The sequence below is a fragment of the Nonomuraea mesophila genome, from assembly GCF_004352805.1.
Classification (GTDB): domain Bacteria; phylum Actinomycetota; class Actinomycetes; order Streptosporangiales; family Streptosporangiaceae; genus Nonomuraea; species Nonomuraea longispora.
Genome location: NZ_SMLD01000066.1, coordinates 21,881 through 44,189 on the forward strand (window position 1 = coordinate 21,881; position 22,309 = coordinate 44,189).

The following is a 22,309-nucleotide window of genomic DNA, read 5'->3' on the forward strand; positions in this document are numbered from 1 at the left end:
GTCGGTGGCACCGGGCCGTGGCGGCCTGCCCACAGGCGAGGGATGGCCGCTTCACCCGCCATGAGGTTCACCAACCGCACGGAGAACCAACCATGACGGTGTACGTGGTCATCATCAACAGTCGCCGGCCCAATCTGCTGGCGCTCAGGCATATGAGTGACCGGATATCGGACAACGTCCGGCCTCTTATCGAGATCGTGGCGCGCGCTGAAGATGAGTCGCCGAAGGTCGCGGTCCAGCGAGTACTGTCGGAGATCCACCGGAACCGCCTGCTGGACAAGAGCATCGACTTCGCACTGGATACCAGGCCCCTTGCCGACCGGTTCGGGCCCTCAGGAGCATATGAGGCCCTCAGGCTCCTTGTCGCAGACCTCGGCGTCGGCTCTTTCCGTCCCGTCATCCATACGGATGAGGCGCCGGAGAACCTGGAGGAAGTGCGACGCGCCACGGAGAAACTGCACGCTGGCGTGTGTCTCCGCGTACGGCGCCCTTTCGCCTTCAACCTGTCTGATTCGCGCGTACTCCTGGATCAGCTGGAAGCCGTGGGGGAAAGGGCGGAGCGAACGGACCTGCTGCTCGACTGCGGTTACTTCACCTCTGCCTCCGAAACTTGCACAGGCGTTGGGGGCCCTCTGCGCCACCTCCTCGACATCGCCTGGCAATCGGTGACGGTCGTCGGAGGGTCGTTTCCCTCCACCGAGGATCTGGTGAAGCCTGCCGTACCGGAGGTCAGGCGCATCCCACGGCGGGAGGCAGACCTCCGGTGCCGGATCAGCCGGCTGTGGAACGACGTCAGCTACGGGGATTACGGAGTCGACCATCCGGGCCCTCCCCCGGCAGACGACAAGTGGCCGCCCCCGAACCTGCGTTACACGGTCGGACGGCAATGGTCTCTGTACTACTGGCCGAAGGGAAGAAGTCGCGGCAACAAGGGCTTCTTCGAGCTCTGCAAGAGGCTGGTCGGCTCCTCAGATTGGCCGACCTATGGTACGGGCTTCTCCTGGGGTGACGAGCAGATCGCGAGGGCGGCCTCTGAGAACGGCGGCCCTGGCGGGAGCACCGAGTGGAAGGCGTACTCCCTGTCTCACCACCTGGCTGCCGTCGTCGGCATGCTGCGCGAGGAGACTTGCCGAGCGCGCTAAGCGCCGTCGGCACCGTAGCGGGCGTGGATGGCCTCAAGCCAGCTCACGGCCAGTGCCGCTAGATGCGTGACCTCGTCATAGATGCGCTGCGTCTGCGCGTCCTGCTCGGACGCGGACGCGGGTTCGTAGGCTTCGGCGGCGAGCTCGCCGAGTTGCGCCATCATCGCCACGACCCGGCTGCGGTCGAGCTCGTACAGGTCCGCACCGGCTGGGTGGGTGCGCAGGCGCTCCCGTTCGCGCAGGATGTCGTCGAAGGCGGCACTGAGCCGCAACCGGGTGGCGTGTGCTCTCACCGCCTCGACTATGAACTCGGCGACCTGCCGGGGGTGGGCGGCGTCAGCGACTTCGAAGTACAAAGCGTACTGCTCCTCGTCGCCGGCCGTGACGGCCCAGGCACCGTGTTCGTCCTTGTCCACGTTTGATGGGCCGGGAACGACGGCCCAGGACGCCAGGTCGACAGTGCCGATCTGATCAGGAATGGGAATCGGTGGCTGCATCGCGATCTTCCTTCTGCTCGGACTGGGAAGAGGGCGCGTTGAGGGCGGCTCCCATGGTGGCGGAGACGGCACGTGATCGCCAGTCTTGTCGCTAGAGCGGAGGTCAGGGTTCCACCTGATGGCTCGGGACGACCAGGGGTGAGGGTCAGCGTGTGGTGGGCCCACCTCGTACGATGTGGCGCCCCCTAATGAGCTGAGGGCGTACGCGTTCACGCTGCCGGAGGCGAACCAGCGCCAGAACGCCCTAAAGCCTCCCAGCAGGCAGCCAACCGGTACGGAGAGCTGACCCGGCTCAACCTGAGTTCCCCGCACCCTAGACACTTGCCCTGAGGTCATCCCCTGATCGAGTAGAAGGCGACAGGGACCAGGTGGCTCGGATGATCGGGCCACATCACCATGACAGGACCCAACCACAGCACCCTTCGACGTCCGCCATCCACCACGGCCGCGTCCCAGATCGTGGTGTATGAGTTTCGACCACTCTGCGATCTAAATCCTATTTAAGCAGCAATAGCATCAGTAGTCACATTCACATCGCCAGCGTCTTCTTTTACCTTTCTCTCGGCAGCCTTGCGGCAGTCGGCGAGGATCTCCAAGCCGAGGTAGCGCCGACCTTCGGTCCACTCGTCGTGCTGCTCGGCCAGCACCGCACCAACCAGTCGGATGATGGCATCGCGGTTGGGGAAGATGCCCACCACGTCGGTGCGGCGGCGGATCTCCTTGTTCAGCCGCTCCTGGGGGTTGTTGGACCAGATCTGCCGCCACACGGCCTTGGGATAGGCGGCGAAGGCCAGGATGTCCTCGCGTGCCTCGTCCAGGTGCTCGGCGGCCTTGGGATACTTGTCCTCCAGCGCTTGGACCACCTGGCGGTGCTGTGCCCGCACCGAGGCGGCGTCGGGCTGCTCGAAGATCGTGCGCAGCATGGTGGCCACCCACGGCTGAGCCGCCTTCGGAACAGCCGTGGAAAGATTTCGCGCGTAGTGCGCGCGACACCTCTGCCATGAGGCGCCGGGCAACGTGGAGCCGATCGCATCGCGCAGCCCGGCATGGCAGTCGGAGATCACCAAGGCGACGCCGGACAGGCCGCGGGCGACCAGGCCCCGCAGGAACGCCAACCAGCCCGCTCCGTCCTCGGATGAGACGACATCGATGCCCAGGATCTCGCGGTGGCCGTCGGCGTTAACGCCGGTCGCGACCAGGGCGTGCACGTTGACCGTTCGCCCGCCCTCACGCACCTTCTGCGTCAGGGCGTCGATCCAGACGAACGTGTACGGCCCGGCGTCCAACGGCCGGTTACGGAACTCGCTCACCATCTGATCCAGCTCCCGGGCCATCACGCTGACCTGTGACTTCGACAGCTTGGTCACCCCGAGCTGCTCGGCCAGCCGTTCCACCCGCCGGGTCGAGACGCCCAGCAGATACGAGGTCGCCACCACCGAGGCCAGCGCCCGCTCGGCGCGCCGCTGCCGCTCCAGCAGCCAGTCCGGGTAGTACGACCCCTGCCGCAGCTTGGGGATGGCCAGCTCGACCGTGCCCGCGCGGGTGTCCCACTCCCTGCGCCGGTAGCCGTTACGCGAGTTGACGCGCTGGTCCGACACCTCGCCGTAGCCGGCGCCGCAGCGCTGCTCGACCTCGGCATCCATCATCATCTGCGCCATCCGCACGACCATCTCCCGCAGCATGTCGGGTGAGGCCTGGGCCAGGGTCTCGTCGAACCACTCACCCTCGGCAGGCAGAATGTCCATAGCGGCCACTTCTCGTTCTCCTTCTTATGCCTTCGACAGCTGTGAAGGATCGCGGAGTGGCCGCCCTCATGTCACATCGATCTTCCCTCACGGGCATCAAGGTGACGAGTAGGTTCAAACCCGTACACCACTCCCGTGGACGCTAACTCCACCACGCCCATCAGGGTCGACAGCCTCAGCGGGAAGGGGCCCTGGCATACGGCGCCGAACGGCTTGTCCGGACTGCCTCAACGCGACCAAGGATCGGCTGAGCACCTCGCACCAGTGGCCGGCAGCAGAGCAGGCTCGCTCTTGCTCGTCCGCCGTGCGCAACCCTCCCCGAACGCACAACCTCCCAATCCACGTCGGCGCCCCCGAAGGACTGCCCAGCAGCGTCACGGTGCTTCACAGCGTCGAGCGATGCGTGGCTCCCGTAGCGGCGGTCAAGTGGGGCTTGAGTGCTGGTGCCGAGGTGGGTGTCGATACGTCGTGCCTGGCACGACGCTCGGGACGGTCGGTGGTGACGCGCATCATGCTTACCCGATTTCCTGCACCGCTGTGGCCGTGCCGGGCGGGCTGGCGGCAGTCGCGCTTCCTTCCCGGCCTGGAGGTCGGCGATGAGGCGCGCGCTGACGTTGGCCGAGATCCAGCAACTGCCGGCTGTGGTCGACGTGGTCACCGCAGGACGGGCGCTCGGATTGGGACGCACCACGGCCTACCAACTCGCCAGGGACGGCCAGTTCCCCTGCCGGATCATCCGCATCGGCAAGAGATACCTGGTGCCCACCGCCGCCCTGCTCGCGCTGCTCGGCGATCACACCCTCATCGAGGAGGACAGGACAACCGATGGCTGAAGGCAGCACGTTCAAACGCTGCTCCTGCCGCGACAGCGACGGCAAGGCACTCGGGCAGAAATGCCCCAAGCTGCGCCGCGCTGACGGCGGATGGAGCTACCGGCACGGCATCTGGAACTACCAGATCGAACTCCCGCCAGGCACCGACGGCAAGCGGCGCGGGCCGCTGCGCCGCGGCGGCTTCGCCACCCAGGACGCCGCCAAGGCCGAACTCGGGCAGGTGCGTGACCTGCTCGCACTGGCCGACCCGCGCGAGCCTGCCACCCGCATCCAGATCGCCGACCTGATCAAGCGGACGCTGGCCGAGACCGACACGCTCCCGGACGTGGAGACGGTCCGCCGCAAGGTCAAGACCGGGCAGCATCTGACCCAGGAAATCACCGTCGAGCAGTGGCTGGCCGAGTTCCTCAACCGCAAGCGGAAGATCGAGGAGACCACCCGCCGCTCCTACGAGGGCCACATCCGCCTCTACCTCACCCCGTATCTGGGGCGGCTGCGGTTGGATCAGCTCAAGGTCAGCGACATCGCGTTGATGTTCGAGCAGATCGAGGAGTTCAACGACACCATCGCCGAACGCCGCGCCGACCCCGACCCACAGGTGCGGGCCACGGTGAAGTACCGGCGACCGATCAGCATCGCCACCATGCACCGCATCCGCGCCACCCTGCGGCACGCGCTCAACATGGCCATGCGCCAAGACCGGCTGATCGACTTCAACCCCGCCGCCGTGCTGGAGATGGCCGCCTACACCCGGCCCAAGCCGATGGTGTGGACCGACGACCGAGTCCGCGCCTGGCAGGAGGATTTTCGCACCTACCCGGAGACAGAGAAACAGCGCCGGGGCGGGCGGCGAGTCGATCCCATCGACGCCTACACCAGCGTGCCCCGCCCCTCTCCGGTGATGGTCTGGACGCCCGCGCACACCCGACGGTTTCTCAGGGAAGCCAAAGCTCACCGCCTGTTCGCCCTCTACCAGCTGATCGCGCTACGCGGGCTGCGGCGCGGCGAGGCATGTGGGCTGCGCTGGAAGGAGGTCAATCTCGACGGCCACGTCTTGACCGTGAACTGGCAGCTCGTGCAGCTGGCTTGGGCAGTTCATGAGGGCACCCCGAAGACCGACGCCTCGGTGCGGACCATCGCCTTGGACAGCGACACCGCACAACTGCTGCGTGCCCATCGGCAGCAGCAACTGCAGGAACGGCTGGCCATGGGTGAGGCGTGGACGGACACCGGGTTCGTCTTCACCCAGCCCGACGGCACCCGGCTCCATCCCCAGCACATCTCCGACCAGTTCCTCTGCCTCGCCTACCTCGCCGGCCTGCCGCCCATCCGCCTTCACGACCTCCGCCACGGGGCAGCCTCGCTGATGCTGGCGGCCGGGGTAGAGATGAAAGTCGTGCAAGAGACCCTGGGCCACACCTCCAGCGCCTTCACCGCCGACACCTACACCTCCGTCTACCCGCAGGTGGCCATGGCCGCGGCCGAGAAGACCGCCGCCCTGCTCTTCGGTGAGGAAGACCAGACCGAACCGGGCAAACTCATCTCGCTGAGGAGCTGAACAGTCGGATTAAGCATCCGGCCCCGCGTTCGCCGCCTGCTCGGGGCGAGGCGGGGCCGCTGCTCTTGCCGCAGCAGCCGAAGGTAGCGGATGGATCATGGTGTGTGCGGGGTTGGTGCAAGCGAGCACGCACGGAGCACGCAAACGCTAGACGAAAATTCTAGAATACATCCGATCCCGCATCGCCGCAGGTCAGAACATAATCAAAGCGCGCCCTGCAGGATTCGAACCTGCGACCGTCGGATTAGAAGCAAGATCCCAAAGTGTCGCGCAGTGTCATTTGACGGTAGTTCGTTCCGCCTCCGCGCACATTGCGTGTCAAGCGGTGCCAGCCCCTGACGACGCGTGACTGGGCGTACGAGCACGCATCGAGCACGGCGATCACCCTGATTGATCATGCAGGTGGCGCCCCGCGATGAACGCCCCGCCGCAGAGCACGCTGAGCCAGGGCCACATTCTGCACACGGAGCCTCAAGCCCAACTACTGGACCTTTCGTTCCTCCTGACAGCCGCAGCGCCCGGACGTACCAGTACCGTCGAGGCGTGGCCAACCAACGAATGTCGAATGCTCAGCTGAGGCACACGCGAACAACTTGCTCACCTTCCTCTGGCGGCACGTCGGCAAGCGCCTCGCCGGAGCCCGTCGCATTCCAGTCGCCTCTGCCATAGCGAGCCGTCGCGTTGCCGTGGTCGCAAGGTCTCAGCTCGCTGGGACGGCCACACTCACGTTTCTGGTAATCGCCACGTACTCGAGGCCGGACCTGCTGGAGGCGGGCTGCACGGTCACGATCCGGCTCGTGACCTGGACAGCAGTGCCCAGACGATCCACAAGTTTGGCTCGACAAGCAGAACCGAACGAAACCGTCCTGGCCATGCATACCCATACGAATATCGAACCCAGGCCCGGCAGCCGGACCGCGCTCCCCGAACCGGCCGGTAATCGCGCTGTCCCTGCTCAGGAGCTCTCGCTGCTCAGAGCAGATCTGCCCCAGGCAGATCGTGTCGACGTCGGTCCGGATCACCTCACAAGATGGACGCATGAGCGAAGAATCGAAACTTCCGATGTTCAACCCACGAATGAGACGCGAACTCTATGAGCAGCGTGTTCTCGTTCTCGACGGCCCTCTCGACGACGACAATGGGACACTGCTGACCACCCAGCTGATGGCACTCGCCACGCAGGATGCGTCGTCCGATATCGCCTTGTGGATTCATTCCCCAGGTGGCTCGGTCCCGTCGATGCTTGCGATCCGCGACATCATGCGCCTCATTCCCTGTGACGTATCGACCCTCGTCCTGGGCATCGCTTACAGTGCCGGGCAGTTCTTGCTGTCGTCGGGGGCCCCTGGGAAGCGCCGCGCTCTACCGCACTCACGAGTCCTGATGCACCAAGGTTCGGCGGGAATCGGTGGCACCGCGGTCGACATCGAACTGCAGGCCGGCGACCTTCGGCATACGCGCGACACGGTGCTCGGTCTGATTGCCGAGGACACAGGTCAGCCTGTCGAGCGCATATTCGAGGATTCTCTGCACGATCGTTGGTACACGGCACAGGAAGCACTGGACTACGGCTTCATCGACGCCATCGTGCAGAACTTCGACGAAATCGCGCCACAAAACCGCCCACGGCTCGGATTCGGCGTCACCCAAGGAGTCGGCCAGTGACCACATATACGATCCCGAACGTCATCGCCTCGAACCCTCGTGGCGAGCGGATCATGGATGTCTACTCGCACCTGCTCACCGAGCGGATCGTCTACCTGGGCACCGCAATCGACGCGGGCGTCGCGAATGCTCTCATCGCGCAGCTGATTTTTCTGGAATCAGACAACCCCGAGGCGGAGATCCAGTTCTATATCAACTGCGAAGGCGGAGACCCGAGCGCGATGCTTGCGATCTACGACACCATGCGCCATATCCGCCCGCGGGTTTCGACGACCTGTGTGGGACAGGCCGTCGCAGTGGGGGCCGTACTTCTCGCCGCGGGCGCCGAAGGCAAACGTGCCGCTCTCCCACACGCACGGATCATTCTGCACCAGCCGGCAGCCCAGGGGCGCGGAGCGATCCCCGATCTCATCTTGCAGGCCGACGAGGTCGTACGTGTCCGGACGGACATCGAGCGCATACTTTCACGGCACACCGGCCAGACGGTCGAGACCCTGCGCGCCGACACCGATCACGATCGCGTGTTCACCGCTACCGCGGCCTTGGAGTACGGGCTCCTCGATCAGATCATCGAGGAGCGTTCATAGGCCCGTGGACAAGCCCGGCAAGCCGCGCTACGCGGCCAGAGCATACGCCGCCGAGCAGGTGGCACCTCTCGACGCGCCCTGCTGAGCAGGCCGCAAACTCTCGGCAACGGCAAGGGTCAGATCGACCAGGGTCACATCCAGCGCCCCAGCGACCGCGGCGATCATTTCGCTCGACGGCTCCTTGACGCCTCGTTCGATCTCGGAGAGATATTGCGGCGAGACTCCGGCGCGGCTTGCCGTCTCGCTCAACTTCTCGCCCCGCTCATGGCGAAGCCCTCTCAAGCGCTCGCCGAGCACCTGCCGCCACAGCGGCTCGCGAGCCGGAGACGGCTCGGGGGCGGTCCGATTGATCGCTGGACGCGACGGCAGGGATGAGGCCATACCTCACCATAGGTCGATGGCGCGTTCGAGTTCTGCCGGCTTCGCGCAGAGCAGAACCGTCTCCGCTTACCCTTGCCCAGCCTCAGGCCATTCGCGCGCTCACCGAGTGGTCGCCGCGGCGGCGACCACTCGGTGAAGCCGAAGACCAGCCACGTGAGCACCGCTTGCGGAGGTGGTGTTCCTTCATGATGAGGATCCGGTCGAGTCCTGCCGGAGCTGAGCCGCCGAACGCAGCAAACCCAGATCAAACCCTGTGACCCACTGTTCGGCTCCCACAGTCCAGAACAGTCGTTGATCTTTGAGATGCTGCGGCAGCACGCATCGCCGGGACGGGCGCTTTGCTGCTCGCCATCGCCGAATATGTCCTGGTACGCCAGCACCGGCCGGCCGTCCGGGCGCACCACCACCGCCACGGCGTGGCGCGGGCTGTCCCGGGGACGGTCGTCGGCGCCGACCGCGACGGACAGGCTGCCCTGCGGCTCGGAACGGTAACCTCCCGAGGGGACCCGCGCCACCTCCCGGGTCACCGGGCGTGAACAGCCGGGGTCCGCGCAGGAGACCAAGGAGATCACGTCGTCGTACTGCCTGTCCCCTCGATCGATCTCCACCTGGTCGGCGATGGCGACGACCAGCCCGTCGCCGGGGCGGACGGATAGACCCTGGGGCAGGCCGCGGGCGAAGTCATGCCGCGGGATGAGAGGACTGTCCCCCTTGGCGGAGTGCACCCCTCCTGGTCACAGATCAGCAGCCGGAGGCTTCCCCAGGAGTCCCACTTGGCGCGGTGCCGCGTCCACGAGGTCAGCACCATTCGGCCGTCCGGCAGCGCCGCCCCGACAGCGTCGACACCGAGTCCTGGTCCACGCCCGCCGCGGCGAAGCGCATCGGCTCTTCTACGGCGGCCAGTTGACGGTGTTGGTCGACGTGCACAAGCAAAAGAGGCTGGATCGGCCTGCCATCACCTGGATCGATGTGCCAGACCAGGCGCGGCGTGGCCCGACCGGATCTTGGATCAACGAGACGGAGGCGGAGCGAGCGAGAACGTCGGCGAAATCGATTCTGAGCAGCCGTTCCGACATCACCGTAGGCGTGCCCTTTAGGGATCACCAGAACCTCCTGAAACGGGCGCTGGGTGAACGGCGATCGTGTGAGAGTCGGAACCGCCCACGCTTTCCAGGGCGGCCCGCCGAAGAGCGCCACCAGCTGCCGAGTGGTCGCCTTGGACGCGCAAACCGTACGGGTGCTGACCCGACACCGCGAGCGGCAAGAGAAGCTGAGTGCGACGGCGGGCACCCGCTGGCAGAACTCGGGATACGTGTTCACCACCGCGACGGGTGCGCCGCTGCGGCCAGACTACCTCACCGGCCGATTCCGCCGGCTGGTGGCGACCTCCGGGCAACCGCCGATCCGGCTGCACGACCTGCGGCATGGCGCCGCCACGCTGGCCCTGGCCGCGCACACCGACCTGAAGGTGGTGCAGGCAATGCTGGGGGCATGCCAGCATCGTGCTGACCGCCGACACCTACGTCTCGGTGCTGCCGGAGGTGGCCCACCAGGCGGCCCGGGAAACGGCCCGGCTGGTGCTGAAAGCCGCGTCCGCGCTGGGGCGGCCGCTCGGCGGCTGACTCAGGTTTGCCTCATATTTGCCCCATGCCGCCAGCGCGCGGGCGCGGCTGGAGTTTCCGCTGGTGGAATGGCGCGCCCTGCAGGATTCGAACCTGCGACCGTCGGATTAGAAGTGGATCGCTGTTTCTACGCCGGGCGGCATGCTGACCTGCGACTGACGTTGCCGTTTCCCCCTAGAGACAGGGGGTGTTCCGCGTATGTTCCGGATCATCCGGCCGGTGCGCACGGTCCAGATAGTTCTCGTCCGACCTGCACCTGGATACCCAGTGGGCCGGGGCTGAGGAACGAAGCCCCGGACCGTCGATCGCCCCCGACGCCCCCACGATGGCCAGCCACAGCCAGGCGATCGTGAGGCTGGTATCTGTTCGGCGCTTTCATAGCGTGGTCCGAAACATGCAGCAGGCGCGGCAGCACTAGATGATCTTTCCATGCGCAATGACCACTTGCTCAGCACAGAATCGGAGCAAAGGTATCTCCTGAGTCAACTCAGAGTCGTTGACGAACGGGAAATATTTGGGCTTCGCCCCATCTTTCGCGTGAACTAGCGCGTTCCTGGTCTGATATATGCGCTTCGCGAGAGCCTTCTTAACTTTCTCATGCTGTTTATCGGACAAGTCCACCGGAGTATTATCTGAAAATGAAGGCGAATTTAGCTTGTAGTAGGCAATTAGATTCTGGTCAAAGGCGTTAAGGTCGGCTACTAACCGCTGAATTTGCACGTAGCGGTCAAGCACGAGAAAACACGATCGCTGCTCGTCGACTCCGCCCTCATCGCGCACTTGTTTCTGAGAGGCTAAGATAACGTTGATTACTCCCTGGACATCCTTAGACCTTCTTAGAGAAAAAGAGGGGTCTGCTATCTTTCGCCGCACCTGGTCCACGCGGTCATCATTGAATACTTTCTCGAAAAAATGCTCCAGGATGTGGTAGTACGAGATGAATTTCAGCATCGGACTATCTGCGGAGAGCGCGAGCTGATAATGGTGAACCAAGTCCGAACTGTAGATCATTCGTGGTGCATCCATAGCCTCTGGAGACCGTCCGCGACGTCGCATGGTGCGGAGCCCTAGGATCGGATCTAGATCTGAGGCAATCAGGTAAGAATCGTCATAGTTGTATGCCACTTCAAAAAGAAATGCTTCTCCAATTTCTTTGAAATCGCTGCGCGACTTAGCAGCCCTAATCCTCAAAGTAGTGACGATGCCCATGTCTGCCAATACGGATTCGAAGGTCACGGGCACTTCGAGTTCTTCCCTAGCCCTTCCAGGGGCATAATATGCGCGATCCCGCAGTCGTCGTCGCACATTCATCAACCGTATCGAGGGCCTCTTATTTTCTATTCTGAGAACATGAAGTAGATTGATCATAAAGGCTAGCGATGGTCCACCAATTGAGTAAATTATCCCATTCTCGTCTTGAGATGACACCTCTCCCAGATTTCGCACCGGTGAGGGGCGGTCGCTATTCCTGACAAGGAGACACTCAAATCCGCTCTCCCACTGCAGTCGCGAGTTGCTCTCCTGTCTCGCGTCATTCAGCGCCGCCACTGCGGCATCAACCTCAGCTAATTCTAGCCGCGAGATAGATTCATCGCGGCTGATAAATATGGGATTGGCAAGGATGATCTGACTCTCCGTGAGGGCGTCGATGTCTATAACGAATCTCAATGCCTCAATAGCGTCGTCGCGCGTAATCTCGCTCACGAAATACCTAGCCAATCGTTGACAGACACTTCGACATTTCCCCCTTATACCAGCGTGCACCACAAGTGGCAGACATTTTATCTAGATTGTGATCTTAAGGACGATCTCCGCATGCGCGGCCCGAGCACGGACGCGCGCGAGAACGGCCCCCAGGCCGCACGCGCAGCGTGCGGCCGAGCGCAGGGCCGCGCTGGCGGCGCGCAGCGCCGCCGCTTGATACCTAAGAGATCAATTCGGCAAGTTTTCGAGTGTCAGTGCCCAGGGGTAGGTGTCGATGCGTTCGGCGCCGGAGCTTGGTGGGTGTGGTTCGAACTGGCCGGGGCCGATCAGTACGTGTACGCCTTCGGCGCGGAGTTGGTCGACGCTGCGTTGGAACGGGGTGCGTGAGGCCAGGGCGGTGTTGACGAAGGGCAGGATGACGACGGGGATGCCGAGTCCGGGGGCTTCGGACAGGAGGCCGAGTGCGTAGGTGTCGGCGGTGCCTTGGGCGAACTTGTTGATGGTGTTGTAGGTGGCGGGGGCGACGATGATGGCGTCAGCTCGGGGTGATTTGGGTTCGTGGGGTTTGCGGTACTGGCTGCGGACGGGGCGGCCCGTCTGCTTCTCCAGTTCGGCAACGTCGATGAAGGCGAGTGCGGGCGGGGTGGCGATGATCTGGACGGTCCAGCCGGCGTCTTGGGCGAGGGTGACGAGGCGGCCGACGTCGGGGGCGGGTCCTGCGGCGCACACGATGATGTAGAGGACCTTGCCGGGTTGGCTCACGCGTTGACTCCCAGGGTTGCCGCGTACTCGCGGGCTTCGCGGCGGACGCTGATCGGGGCGGTTGCCAGGATGTCACGTACGAGCCGGAGGGCTGTGGGGCGGCCGGTGACTTCTTCGGGGGCGATCTCGCCTGCGGCGCGCAGGATGTGCAGGGCTCGGTCGTGCTGGTTGCGCATGAGGAAGGCGCGGGAGGTGTCGAGGAGCAGGGTGGCCTTGCGTTCGTTGATCGAGAGCTGGTCCAGTTCGACCTGGCGGGCGTAGTCGATGGCGGTGCCGGCGTCGCCGAAGCGCAGGGCGACGTTGACGCGGTGGCACAGGACGTTGTTAGGGCCGAACGCGGTCCACATGTGGTTGGCGTCGTGGCCGAGTCTGGTTCCTGCTTCGGCGGCTTCGTCGAGGAGTTCGGCGGTGTTGTGGCGGTTGCCGGTGCTGGCGGCGGCGATGGCTCCGCGCAGCAGCAGTGATCCGTAGATGGACAGGTCGTCCGGGGAGGGTGCGGACAGGTCGGCGTCCATGCGTTGGGCTGCGCCGCGTGCGGTGTCGGTGGCGGCGAGGTGGTGGCCGCCGTCCATGAGAGCGTGGGTGATGATGCGGGAGCTGGATCCGATCATGAGCGGGCTCTGGCTGGCGTGTGCGACTTGGACGCTGCGGTCTGCGGCGAGCCAGGCGAGGCCCTTGTCCTCCTGTTTGAGCAGGATGGAGGCGGTCACGTGGTAGGCCTCGGCGGCCAGGGCGTGGGCTCGTAGCCGGTCGTCGCCGTGCAGGGAGGTGCAGGCGGCGCGGAGCTGGCGCAGGAGGGCGGGCAGTTTGGCGGTCACCTGGGCGTACCGGCAGGCCTGGTAGTTGCGTTTGGCGGCCGAGACGGCGTCGGCAAGGGATGCGAGGTTGATGGGGCCGTCCGGCGGGGTGGAGTAGTCGACGAGTGTGGCGGCGATCTTCTCGATGTCGAGGTCCGCGGTTCGGGTGGTTGCCTGTGGGGTGAGTACGGCGCTGAAGAGGGCTGCTCCGGTCAGGCCGACGAATTCACGGCGTCGCACGTCCTTCTCGTCCTCTCCTGGTCCGACGAGATCCACCACGCTCGGTGCCTTTGTGACGCTATCCACTGTTGTGGAGGTCTTTGTGAGCGTACGTGCGCGTCTGGTGGGGGTGAAGCCCAGGTCTTCCGGGTCGAGGTGGGTGACCTCGGTCAGTGCCAGCCGGTAGGGCTCGCGGGGCCAGGTGACCTCGCCTGCTTCCCAGCGGCGTAGGCGTTCCTCGTCGCAGGTCAGGGCGTGCTTGATTCCGCTCTTGCTGAGGTTGACCATTTTGGCCATTTCGGCTCGGGTCAAACCGGCATTCTGGCGCCAGTTCCGAAGTCGCTCATTTGGTGTCGCTTCGGGCATTTCTGGCCTTCTTTCCGAGCGGAGATCGAAAAGGGGGTTAAGAGGGGAGCCTATCGGCGGGTCCCCTCATTCTGCTTTGCCGGTGGACTTGCCATCAATCAACAACGTAAGTGAAGCGGACTTCCGCCGCAGGAAGTACCGGAAACGACTCGCGAGGAGATGGCGACGGTGACCCGGCCAGACGAGAACTGCGAGGCAAGCCCCTGCCCTGCGTGCCGGGGACGTGGTTACAAGCTCACAAGCTCGCGCCGCGCTCTCCTGATCAGCACTGACGGGGAGGAGGCGGAACGGATTGGGGAGCGGAAGTGTCTCGACTGCCTCGGCGACGGCCAGGGCGAAGGGAGCGGGAGATGAATTCGATCATGCAGGCGGCTTTGAACGGCTTCGGCCAGCAGGACGAGGCGAACGCCCTCATCCGGCTGCGCGACGAACTCGTGAGCCTGCGCGTCCGGGCCGAACTGCGCGACAACAACAGTGCGCTCATGGTGCACCGTCCTGAGCACGGGCTACCGGTATGGGTGTTCGTCGGCTACGGCGGGACCCACTACTCGTGGCAGAACGCCGAGAAGCGTCATCCGGTCGATGACGTGAAAGGCGCTGCGAACGTCTTGGCGGAGTACGTCGCCAAGTAGCTGTCGGGCGCGGCGGGGCAGTGACGGCCTCCGATCGAGGGGATCGGGTGGCTTACCCCCTTCCTCGTCGCGCCTCATCGCCCGGCGGACGGTCGAGTCCACGCCCGGATGAGGGGTCGTCCCCGGTCCTTCCGCCGGCTGTCTGCCGGGCCATCATCTCGTGTGGGCTTGTGCTGTGGCGTGGACACGGTGCGTTGAGCCAGGCTACGCTCAAACTTGGTAAAACAACCTGTCGGGTGTTGGACGGTCATCATGTCGCTAGAGTCCGTGCCGCCGAAGTATGCGCAGCTTGTGCAGGCCCTTCAACGGCGTATCGAGTCGGGAACCTACCCGCCCGGCTCCCTGCTCCCCAGTGAGCACCAGCTCATCCAGGAGTTCGGCGTGTCCCGGCCTACCGTGGTCGCGGCGCTGCGGGTGCTGCGCGAGCAGGGCTGGATCGAGTCGCAGCAAGGCAAGGGCCGCTTCGTACGCGGCCGTCCCGCGATGGCGTCGGTGGAGTCCAACCGTCCCGGACAGGCGTACCTGACCAGCCCAGAGACCGACAACCCTGGCGAGCTGGTCGAGGCCGGCGCCGTGAGCGTGCCCAACCGGGTGGCGACGCTGCTGAAGACGGCGCCCAAGAGCAAGGCGTTCCTGCGCCGGCGGGTGGTGCTACGCGAGGGCGAGCCGAGTGAGCTGGTCTCGTTGTGGCTGCCGCTGGAGTTGTCAGAGGGCACCGACCTGACCAGTGGCGAGCCGTTGCCGCAGGGCATCCGTGAACACCTGACGATGCGCAAGGGAGTGCGCTTCGATCACATCGTGGAGCAGATCACCGCGCGCATGCCCACCGCCCAGGAGGCCAAGCAGCTCGGCATGCCGAAGAACGTGCCGTTGCTGGCGGTCTTCGGCGCCGTCCGTGATGCTTCCGGGCGTCCGCTGGCTGTGGTCGAGGTGCTGCTTCCGGCCGACCGGCATGAGCTGGAGGACGCCTACCCGGTGGCGTAGGGCACCACGACGATTTGATGGGGGTCGTCGTAGATCACTGTGCCAGGGTCGGCCATGTCGACGCGCACGCATGCGACGCCGTGGGCGGCGAGGATCGCCAGGTAGCCGGGCAGCCGTTCGAGCAGATGTGTCGCGGTTGGCTTGAACCAGGCTGCGGCTTTCGGGTTCAGCGTGCGGTCGTAGACGTGGGGGTCGACGTCGCTCGGGTTGATCAGGTGCGCGTGGAACCAGGCGTGGTTCTCCTCCTTGAAGCGTTCCTCCTCCGGTGACAGGCGTCCGTGTTTGGCGAGGCCGTTGACGAGACCGAACACGCCGGGGTGGATGCCTCGCGCATTCGGGGCGGGGCTCTGGAACCTCACGTACACGCACCTGATCATCCGTACTTGCGGGGGCTTGTCGCTACCGGATCGGTAAGACGTCCGTCACCACCGACATAGTCACTTGACGTAGCAAGTTTGGGCGGCCTACTCTCAGAGCATCACTTGATAGGTCAAGTGTCAGTCAGTCAAGAGAGGAGAGCCATCATGGCTCTGCAAGGTCCCATCCCCGTCACCTTCGCCATGGTCTTCCCGCACGGCTGCTACATCGTCGGCGAGGTCGAACCCGTCAAGGACTTCGACGCCTCCGCCAACGGCCGGTTCGTGCAGGCCCGTGACAAGCAGACCGCTGAGCTGGTCTGGCAGGTCGCGGTCATGGACGGTGACCCGACTCTCAAGCCCGCCCAGAAGACGGTGGCGGTCAAGATCCTCGCGCCGGTCCAGCCGGTGCCGCCGTCTCCGATGCCGGGGCTGCCGTTCACGCCGGTCGAGTTCGACAGCATCACCGTCACGCCGTACGTCAACGCCGCCGGACGCCTCGCGTACTCGATCAAGGTGCGTGAGATGCACGGACCCCGCCAAACCGCACAGCCCGCCCCGAGCAAGGCTCCGGCCGGAAAGGACGCCGCCTAAATGACCCGCCGCCGCAGCCCACGCACGAGCGTGATCCGGTTGACCACCGGGCACGCCGCCCGCACCCTCACCCACCCCTACGCCCGCCGCCAGCCCGTTCTGGCGCTCGACTTCGGCGCCACTTCCGTCCTGGTCACCACCCGTGGCCCCGCGACGGTGGAAGACCTGGAGTTCGCGCGCCAGCTCGCTCGCGAGGCATCGCGTTTCGCCCGCTCGGTGGAGCGCAGCCTTCACGGCCTGCCCGACGGCACGGGGGTCGCGGCATGACCCTCGGCCCGTACACCTACCTCACCCTGTCCATGCGTCCCGACGCCGAGCCGCACGTCGGGATCTCCTTCCACACGCCGCGCCTGAAGGTCCGCGCCGGACTGCTGCTCAGCAGCCCGCGCCCGTACCTGGAGTTCAGCACGCACGAGGCCGACGTGCACATCTCCACCACCGGGGCCGGACCGGTCACCGACACCGACCTGGCCAATGCCCGCGAGATCTTCAACGCCGCCGCTCGCTACCTGGCCGACTGCGAGCAGCTACACGCCGAACAGGCCGACAAGGACGCCACCGACACGGCGGCCTGACAGCAGGCGGGGCCGCCAGAAGCGGCAACTTCCGGCGGCCCCTCACTTTCTCCCCTGACTTGCTCAATCACGGAAGGTTCCCAGCTTATGTTCAAGCGGCTGCCTGGCGACGAGGCGCGCAACCTCGTCTCCACCACGCCCGACACGGCCGTCGTCTTCCGCCCGGCCGTCGTCACCACACCCGCCATCCTCACCATCGTCATCCTCGTCTGGCGCATGCTCGCCGGACTCGTCCGTACAGTCTGGCGCCACCCCATCGCCACCGCCATCCCGGCCGTTCCCGGGGCTGTCTGGTACGTCTACGGCTGGCCGCCGGCGGCCTGCCTCGTCGGCATCGTCGTCCTGGGCCTGGTGTCGTGGGCGTTCATCGACCGGGCGTCCTTCGCTGGCTGGGTCGGCTACCGGCTGCTGGCCTGGTGGCGACTCATCTGGGTCTACCGGCGGCACTGGCAACCCGTCATGATCGTCTCCGGTCTCGGCCGTCACCTCCGGGGCCGCGACTACCTGCCCCGGCTCGGCAAGGTCACCTGCACCTCCTGGGCCGACCAGGTCACCGTCCGCATGCTCAAAGGCCAGGCAGTCAAGGACTGGGCCGACCGCACCGACCACCTGGCCCAAGGCTTCGGCGCGAAATCCTGCCGGGTCGCGCTGTCCCAGGCCGGACGGCTCACCCTGACCTTCCCGCGCAACGACCCACTCTCCGACCCACTGCCAGCACTTCCCGGGCCAGAAGAGCCGACCGTGGGCCCGGTGGAGATCGGCAGGTGCGAGGACGGGCGGCCCTGGCGGCTCAAGGTGCACGGCACCCACGTCCTCGTCGCGGGCGCGACCGGGGCCGGCAAGGGGTCGATCATCTGGTCCGTCATCCGCGCCCTGCTCCCCGCCGCCCGTGCGGGCCTGGTCCAGGTGTGGGCGCTCGATCCCAAACTGATGGAGCTGTCCTACGGACGCGACCTGTTCGGCACCCGGTACGCGGCCACTCCCGAGGAGTGCGCCGACCTGCTGGACGAGGCCGTCTGCGTCATGCAGAAGCGAGCGGCTCGGTTCGCCGGGCTCCAGCGCTCCCACACCCCCACCGTCGATGACCCGTTCGTCCTGGTCGTGGTGGACGAGGTGGCGTTCCTGACCGCCTACCAGTCCGACCGGCAACTCCGGCAGCGCATTTCCGCCGCGCTGGCCACGCTCACCACCCAAGGCCGCGCGGTCGGCGTCGGCGTCCTAGCCGCGCTCCAGGACCCGCGCAAAGAGGTCATGAACATCCGCAACCTCTTCCCCGACAAGATCGCCCTGCGGCTCGACGAATCTGAACAGGTGGACATGGTCCTCGGCGACGGCGCACGCGACCGGGGAGCCCTCGCTGACCACATCTCACCGGTTCCGGAGCTGGGCGCGGCGTCGGCTACATCCGGCTGGAAGCCAGCCCCGAACCCATCCGGGTCCGCGCTGCCTACGTCTCCGACCACGACATCCGCGCCATGGCCGCTGCCTTCACCGGAGGTGAGGACCGATGACGCTCGCCCACGCCCTGGAGGGCCTGCGCTGCTCCGTCTGCCACACCTTGAACGCTCTGCGGCTCGACCCGGCCCGCGCCCTGGTCGAATGCCGCGAGTGCGGACAGAGCGCGCGAATTCTCACCGACACCGACGAAGGGAGGTCCGTATGACCCATCCGCACGACCGCGCTCTCCCCCGGGCCGTCCGCCAAGCCATGCCGATGGCCCGGGACGTACTCGAAGAGGTCGCCAAGCAGCACGGCGTCTGCATTCGGCCCGTCCCGCTGCGGCGGCTCGACACCCTCACCGGCACGTCCGAGGTCATCGACGTACCGTGCGGGGCCGTCCTTGACAGCAAGTGCCCGCCCTGTGCCAAGCGCAACCGGCAGCTCCGCATGGCCCAATGCCGCGAGGGCTGGCACCTCGACACCGAACCCGCCATCACGCCCGACGAGTCGAACGAGGAACAGCACTGGCTGGTCGAGTTCCGCGCCGACATGCAGGCCAAGCGTGACGCCGCCGAGCAGGCCGGCGACGACACCACCGACCTGGACGCCGTCCTGTCCGGCCTCGATGACCAGATCAACTCCGCTGGCATGCGGGGCAGCGTCACCGGATCCGCGGTGCCCAAGCGCACCCGATCGACGCGGCGGCGGCAGGACGCACCTGACCTGCCCAAGCGCAAGATGACCAACACCACCCTTGGACGCACCTTCACCAGCGGAGATGGCAAGACCTACCGGCCGTCGCTGTTCGTCACGCTCACCCTGCCCAGCTACGGCAGGGTCCGTGACGGCGTCCCCATCGATCCCGGCACCTACGACTACCGGGGCGCCGCTCGCGATGCGCTGCACTTCTCCAAGCTCGTGGATCGCTTTGTGCAGAACCTGCGCCGGGTCGCGGGCTATGACGTGCAGTACTTCGCGGCCGTGGAGCCTCAGAAGCGGCTGGCGCCGCACCTGCACATGGCCATCCGGGGCACCCTGCCGCGTGCGGAGATCAAGCAGATCGCCGCCGCCACCTACCACCAAGTGTGGTGGCCACAGGCAGAGAAAGTGCGCTTCGACGGCGATCATCTGCCCGTTTGGGACGAGGAGGCCGGCTACCTCGACCCCGGCACGGGCGAGGTCCTGCCCACCTGGGACGAAGCCCTCGACGCCCTGGATGAGGACGCCGAACCCCTCCACGTGCTGCGCTTCGGCGAACAGGTGGACGTGCAAGGCGTCCTCGCCGGAACCCCGGACGCCGACCAGTGCATCCGTTACCTGTCCAAGTACCTGACCAAGTCCATCGGCGACACCCTCGACGGCGGCCAGACCCAGCGCGAGCACGCCGCCCGCATGGTCGACGCCCTGCGCTACGAACCCTGCTCCCCCACCTGCCCGAACTGGCTGCGCTACGGGGTCCAGCCCAAGAACGCCAAAGCGGGGATGGCTCCCGGCCGGTGCCGCTCCAAGGCGCACAAGCCCGAACACCTCGGCTACGCGGGTCGTCGTGTCTTGGTCTCCCGTAAGTGGTCGAACAAGACCCTGGCCGAGCACAAGCAGGACCGCCGTACCTGGGTCCTGGAAGCTCTCGGCCAGACCGACGAACCCACCGACCCACACCGCTACATCTGGCGACCTGTTCCGGCCGGAGACGCCAACGTGCCACCCCTCGCCGTACGGCTGCTCCGGTCCGTCCACGAACGGCAACGCTGGCGAGCCCACCTCAGAGAGCTGGAAGCCAGAGCAGCCGGACAAGATCTTTCGGCAATCGAGGACATGGGGAGGGCCGCGTGAGCAGGCGAGACGAACTCCTCACCGTCGCCCAGGTCCTCGACGAACTCGGCGGAGTCTCACGCCGCACCTTCTACCGCTGGCGCGAGATCGGCAAGGCACCGGAGGGCATCCGCCTGCCCAACGGCGAACTCCGCATCTACCGCAGCGACCTTGACACTTGGCTCGAATCCCTCCGGAGCGCCGCATGACCACCTCCTACAACGTCAAGTTCTGGGACATCCGCACCAACACCAGAGCGGACAAGCCCGGTAAGAAGCCCCGGATCGTCTCCCACACCGTGCGGTGGACGGTCGGCCACCGTGAGAAGTCGCAGACCTTCAAGACCAAGGGCCTGGCCGAGAGCTTCCTGTCCGACCTGCGACAGGCGGCGAAGAAGGGTGAGGCCTTCGACGTGGAGAGCGGGCTCCCTGCATCGATGGTGAAGGCGAAGGACGCTCGTACCTGGTACGCCTTCGCCGTCGCGTACGTTCACGCCTGGTGGCCTCACGCTGCGGCCAAGTCCCGCGAGGGCATGACCGACACCCTCGCCACCGTCACCCGCATCCTGGTCGGCGACGCACCGGGCCGTCCGTCCGACGAGATCATCCGGCGGGCACTGCGCGAGTACTCCTTCCTGCCCGAGGACCGCCGGCGGGAGCCGACACCGGAGATCGCCCGCGCTGTCCGCTGGCTGGAAGGTGCTTCGCTCCCGCTGAGCGCTCTGGAGGAGACCAAGCACGCCCGTGCGGCGTTGGAAGCCCTGGCGCTGTGCCTGGACGGCACGCCTGCGGCGACCTCGACGTACCGCCGCAAGCGGGCGGTCTTCCATCACGCGCTCGAATACGCCGTGGAGTTGGAGGAGCTTTCGGCGAATCCGCTGCACAAGGTCAAGTTCCGCAAGGCCAAGGTGAGCGGCGAGATCGATCGGCGCTCGGTGGTCAGCCCTGTCCAGGCACGCGAACTGCTCACCGCCGTGACCTACGTAGGGCGGTCGCGAGGGCCGATGCTGGCCGCCATGTTCGCCTGCATGTACTTCGGCGGTCTCCGCCCCGCAGAAGCGGCGGGACTGCGGCAGAAGGACTGCCAGCTCCCAGAGCAGGGCTGGGGGCTGCTGACGCTGGAGAAGACCAGGCCGCAGAGCAACAGGCGGTTCACCGATTCGGGACAGGCTCACGACGAGCGCGGGCTGAAGCACCGGGACGTGAAGCACACACGCACCGTGCCCATCCCGCCCGAACTGGTGGCCGTCCTGCGGGATCACATCGCGGCGTTCGGAGTCGGCGAGGACGGCCGGCTCTTCCGTACGCGCACGGGCGGCGTGATCTCGGGCTCGGCGTACGCGAAGGTCTGGCAGGAAGCCCGGACGTACGCCTTCACTCCCGACCAGGTCGCCTCTCCCCTGGCGAGCCGGCCGTACGACCTCCGGCACGCGGCAGTCTCACTCTGGCTCAACGCGGGCGTGCACGCCCCGGAAGCGGCCGAGAGAGCGGGACACGGCGTGGACGTGATGCTCCGCGTCTACGCCAAGTGCATCGACGGCCAACAGGAGATCGCCAACCGGCGCATCCTGGAAGCACTCGCGGCGTGACGCAGGAGCCACGGTAGGACCCCGGGACACCTCGGGGTCCTTTCGCCGTTCCGGGCCTGGAAACCCTCATGCCGACCTGGGGCAATGTGGCTGCGAGCATTCCGCGTATGTTCCGTGAGCAGTGGCACAGGGCTGCTTTCGGTCGCCTGCCGCTGCCTACGGGGCAACCAGGGCGATCATGCAAAAGACCAGGTCAACCCGTGGATTGCCTGGTCTCGACAGCGCGCCCTGCAGGATTCGAACCTGCGACCGTCGGATTAGAAGTCCGGTGCTCTATCCAGCTGAGCTAAGGGCGCTCCCGCCTTATTGTGCATGATCCGGCGACATGTCACGCACAGGTTTTCCCCGTGTCAGTCTGTCAACCCGATCACACCCACACGAACCGGACCGGCTGGTGGCCTTTCTGGTCGTGCGGGCCCCAGGGAGGATATCGGACGGGCCGGGTGGGCG

General features: G+C 65.9%; 21 protein-coding genes, 1 tRNA gene and 2 pseudogenes. 16 read left to right on the top strand and 8 right to left on the bottom strand.

Annotated elements, in window-relative coordinates:
- Nucleotides 1–92: 92 nt before the first annotated feature.
- Nucleotides 93–1,142 (top strand): beta family protein, encoded by a 1,050-nt coding sequence (locus E1295_RS24125; RefSeq protein ID WP_132632897.1) that lies wholly within the window; start codon nucleotides 93–95, stop codon nucleotides 1,140–1,142.
- Here the strand turns inward: E1295_RS24125 and E1295_RS24130 are convergent.
- Together E1295_RS24130 and E1295_RS24135 are read right to left on the bottom strand one after the other, a co-directional pair.
- Nucleotides 1,139–1,639 (bottom strand): hypothetical protein, encoded by a 501-nt coding sequence (locus E1295_RS24130; RefSeq protein ID WP_132632899.1) that lies wholly within the window; start codon nucleotides 1,637–1,639, stop codon nucleotides 1,139–1,141. The genes E1295_RS24125 and E1295_RS24130 overlap by 4 nt on opposite strands.
- A gap of 500 nt (nucleotides 1,640–2,139) precedes the next feature.
- Entirely contained in the window at nucleotides 2,140–3,384 is a 1,245-nt protein-coding gene (locus E1295_RS24135) for an IS256 family transposase (RefSeq protein ID WP_246080305.1), read from the bottom strand.
- Nucleotides 3,385–3,980: 596 nt separating this feature from the next.
- Between E1295_RS24135 and E1295_RS24140 the strand changes: the two genes are divergently transcribed.
- The 4 genes from E1295_RS24140 (at nucleotide 3,981) to E1295_RS24155 (ending at nucleotide 8,027) form a co-directional block, all read left to right on the top strand.
- Nucleotides 3,981–4,217 (top strand): helix-turn-helix transcriptional regulator, encoded by a 237-nt coding sequence (locus tag E1295_RS24140; protein ID WP_132632901.1) that lies wholly within the window; start codon nucleotides 3,981–3,983, stop codon nucleotides 4,215–4,217.
- Nucleotides 4,210–5,775: a site-specific integrase gene (locus E1295_RS24145; protein ID WP_132632903.1), complete on the top strand. Its 1,566-nt coding sequence runs from the start codon at nucleotides 4,210–4,212 to the stop codon at nucleotides 5,773–5,775. Before E1295_RS24140 ends, E1295_RS24145 begins: the two co-directional genes overlap by 8 nt.
- 1,038 nt (nucleotides 5,776–6,813) lie before the next feature.
- Nucleotides 6,814–7,440 carry a ClpP family protease gene (locus E1295_RS24150; protein ID WP_132632906.1) on the top strand — a complete coding sequence of 209 codons (627 nt, stop codon included), beginning with the start codon at nucleotides 6,814–6,816 and terminating at the stop codon, nucleotides 7,438–7,440.
- A complete protein-coding gene (locus E1295_RS24155) occupies nucleotides 7,437–8,027 on the top strand; it encodes a ClpP family protease (RefSeq protein ID WP_132632908.1) in 591 nt (196 codons plus the stop codon). Before E1295_RS24150 ends, E1295_RS24155 begins: the two co-directional genes overlap by 4 nt.
- A 27-nt stretch (nucleotides 8,028–8,054) precedes the next feature.
- Here E1295_RS24155 and E1295_RS24160 read toward each other — a convergent pair whose 3' ends face one another.
- Nucleotides 8,055–8,408, bottom strand: coding sequence for a helix-turn-helix domain-containing protein (locus E1295_RS24160; RefSeq protein WP_132595570.1), 354 nt, complete (start codon nucleotides 8,406–8,408; stop codon nucleotides 8,055–8,057).
- A gap of 1,237 nt (nucleotides 8,409–9,645) precedes the next feature.
- Between E1295_RS24160 and E1295_RS51095 the strand changes: the two are divergent.
- A pseudogene (locus tag E1295_RS51095) lies at nucleotides 9,646–9,837 on the top strand (site-specific integrase); the annotation flags it as partial.
- A gap of 607 nt (nucleotides 9,838–10,444) precedes the next feature.
- On the opposite strand, the gene E1295_RS24170 reads toward E1295_RS51095, so the two are convergent.
- The 3 genes from E1295_RS24170 to E1295_RS24180 all read right to left on the bottom strand — a co-directional run bounded on the left by E1295_RS24170 (nucleotide 10,445) and on the right by E1295_RS24180 (nucleotide 13,878).
- Complete coding sequence (locus tag E1295_RS24170) at nucleotides 10,445–11,734, bottom strand: hypothetical protein (RefSeq protein ID WP_132632910.1); 1,290 nt, start codon at nucleotides 11,732–11,734, stop codon at nucleotides 10,445–10,447.
- Nucleotides 11,735–11,962: 228 nt separating this feature from the next.
- The gene (locus E1295_RS24175) at nucleotides 11,963–12,496 is read right to left on the bottom strand and encodes a flavoprotein (protein WP_132632912.1); all 534 of its coding nucleotides are present in this window, start codon (nucleotides 12,494–12,496) and stop codon (nucleotides 11,963–11,965) included.
- Nucleotides 12,493–13,878 carry a helix-turn-helix domain-containing protein gene (locus E1295_RS24180; protein ID WP_484214002.1) on the bottom strand — a complete coding sequence of 462 codons (1,386 nt, stop codon included), beginning with the start codon at nucleotides 13,876–13,878 and terminating at the stop codon, nucleotides 12,493–12,495. The genes E1295_RS24175 and E1295_RS24180 overlap by 4 nt, the downstream gene beginning before the upstream one ends.
- Nucleotides 13,879–14,228: 350 nt before the next feature.
- Here E1295_RS24180 and E1295_RS24185 point away from each other — a divergent pair, with 350 nt between their 5' ends.
- Both E1295_RS24185 and E1295_RS24190 read left to right on the top strand, forming a co-directional pair.
- Entirely contained in the window at nucleotides 14,229–14,510 is a 282-nt protein-coding gene (locus E1295_RS24185; protein WP_132632914.1) for a hypothetical protein, read from the top strand.
- Between the two features lie 291 nt (nucleotides 14,511–14,801).
- Nucleotides 14,802–15,494 (top strand): GntR family transcriptional regulator, encoded by a 693-nt coding sequence (locus tag E1295_RS24190; RefSeq protein ID WP_220448857.1) that lies wholly within the window; start codon nucleotides 14,802–14,804, stop codon nucleotides 15,492–15,494.
- Here the strand turns inward: E1295_RS24190 and E1295_RS24195 are convergent.
- Nucleotides 15,479–15,853: a hypothetical protein gene (locus E1295_RS24195; RefSeq protein WP_246080299.1), complete on the bottom strand. Its 375-nt coding sequence runs from the start codon at nucleotides 15,851–15,853 to the stop codon at nucleotides 15,479–15,481. The genes E1295_RS24190 and E1295_RS24195 overlap by 16 nt on opposite strands.
- A 165-nt stretch (nucleotides 15,854–16,018) precedes the next feature.
- Between E1295_RS24195 and E1295_RS24200 the strand changes: the two genes are divergently transcribed.
- The 8 genes and pseudogenes from E1295_RS24200 to E1295_RS24230 all read left to right on the top strand — a co-directional run bounded on the left by E1295_RS24200 (nucleotide 16,019) and on the right by E1295_RS24230 (nucleotide 21,859).
- Nucleotides 16,019–16,444: a plasmid replication, integration and excision activator gene (locus E1295_RS24200; RefSeq protein ID WP_132632920.1), complete on the top strand. Its 426-nt coding sequence runs from the start codon at nucleotides 16,019–16,021 to the stop codon at nucleotides 16,442–16,444.
- Nucleotides 16,445–16,483: 39 nt separating this feature from the next.
- A complete protein-coding gene (locus E1295_RS24205; protein WP_132632922.1) occupies nucleotides 16,484–16,711 on the top strand; it encodes a hypothetical protein in 228 nt (75 codons plus the stop codon).
- On the top strand, nucleotides 16,708–17,019 hold the full coding sequence (locus tag E1295_RS24210) for a hypothetical protein (RefSeq protein ID WP_132632924.1): 312 nt from the start codon (nucleotides 16,708–16,710) through the stop codon (nucleotides 17,017–17,019). Before E1295_RS24205 ends, E1295_RS24210 begins: the two co-directional genes overlap by 4 nt.
- Before the next feature lie 87 nt (nucleotides 17,020–17,106).
- Nucleotides 17,107–18,530: pseudogene (locus tag E1295_RS52525) on the top strand (FtsK/SpoIIIE domain-containing protein).
- Nucleotides 18,527–18,682 (top strand): hypothetical protein, encoded by a 156-nt coding sequence (locus E1295_RS52530; RefSeq protein ID WP_166427383.1) that lies wholly within the window; start codon nucleotides 18,527–18,529, stop codon nucleotides 18,680–18,682. The pseudogene E1295_RS52525 and the gene E1295_RS52530 overlap by 4 nt, the downstream one beginning before the upstream one ends.
- Nucleotides 18,679–20,292 (top strand): replication initiator, encoded by a 1,614-nt coding sequence (locus E1295_RS52225; RefSeq protein ID WP_132632926.1) that lies wholly within the window; start codon nucleotides 18,679–18,681, stop codon nucleotides 20,290–20,292. The genes E1295_RS52530 and E1295_RS52225 overlap by 4 nt, the downstream gene beginning before the upstream one ends.
- Nucleotides 20,289–20,480, top strand: a complete 192-nt coding sequence (locus tag E1295_RS24225) for a helix-turn-helix transcriptional regulator (protein ID WP_132632928.1) — start codon at nucleotides 20,289–20,291, stop codon at nucleotides 20,478–20,480. Before E1295_RS52225 ends, E1295_RS24225 begins: the two co-directional genes overlap by 4 nt.
- Nucleotides 20,477–21,859, top strand: coding sequence for a tyrosine-type recombinase/integrase (locus tag E1295_RS24230; protein ID WP_166427384.1), 1,383 nt, complete (start codon nucleotides 20,477–20,479; stop codon nucleotides 21,857–21,859). The genes E1295_RS24225 and E1295_RS24230 overlap by 4 nt, the downstream gene beginning before the upstream one ends.
- Before the next feature lie 222 nt (nucleotides 21,860–22,081).
- Here E1295_RS24230 and E1295_RS24235 read toward each other — a convergent pair.
- Nucleotides 22,082–22,155 (bottom strand) — tRNA-Arg (locus E1295_RS24235).
- Nucleotides 22,156–22,309 lie beyond the last annotated feature (154 nt).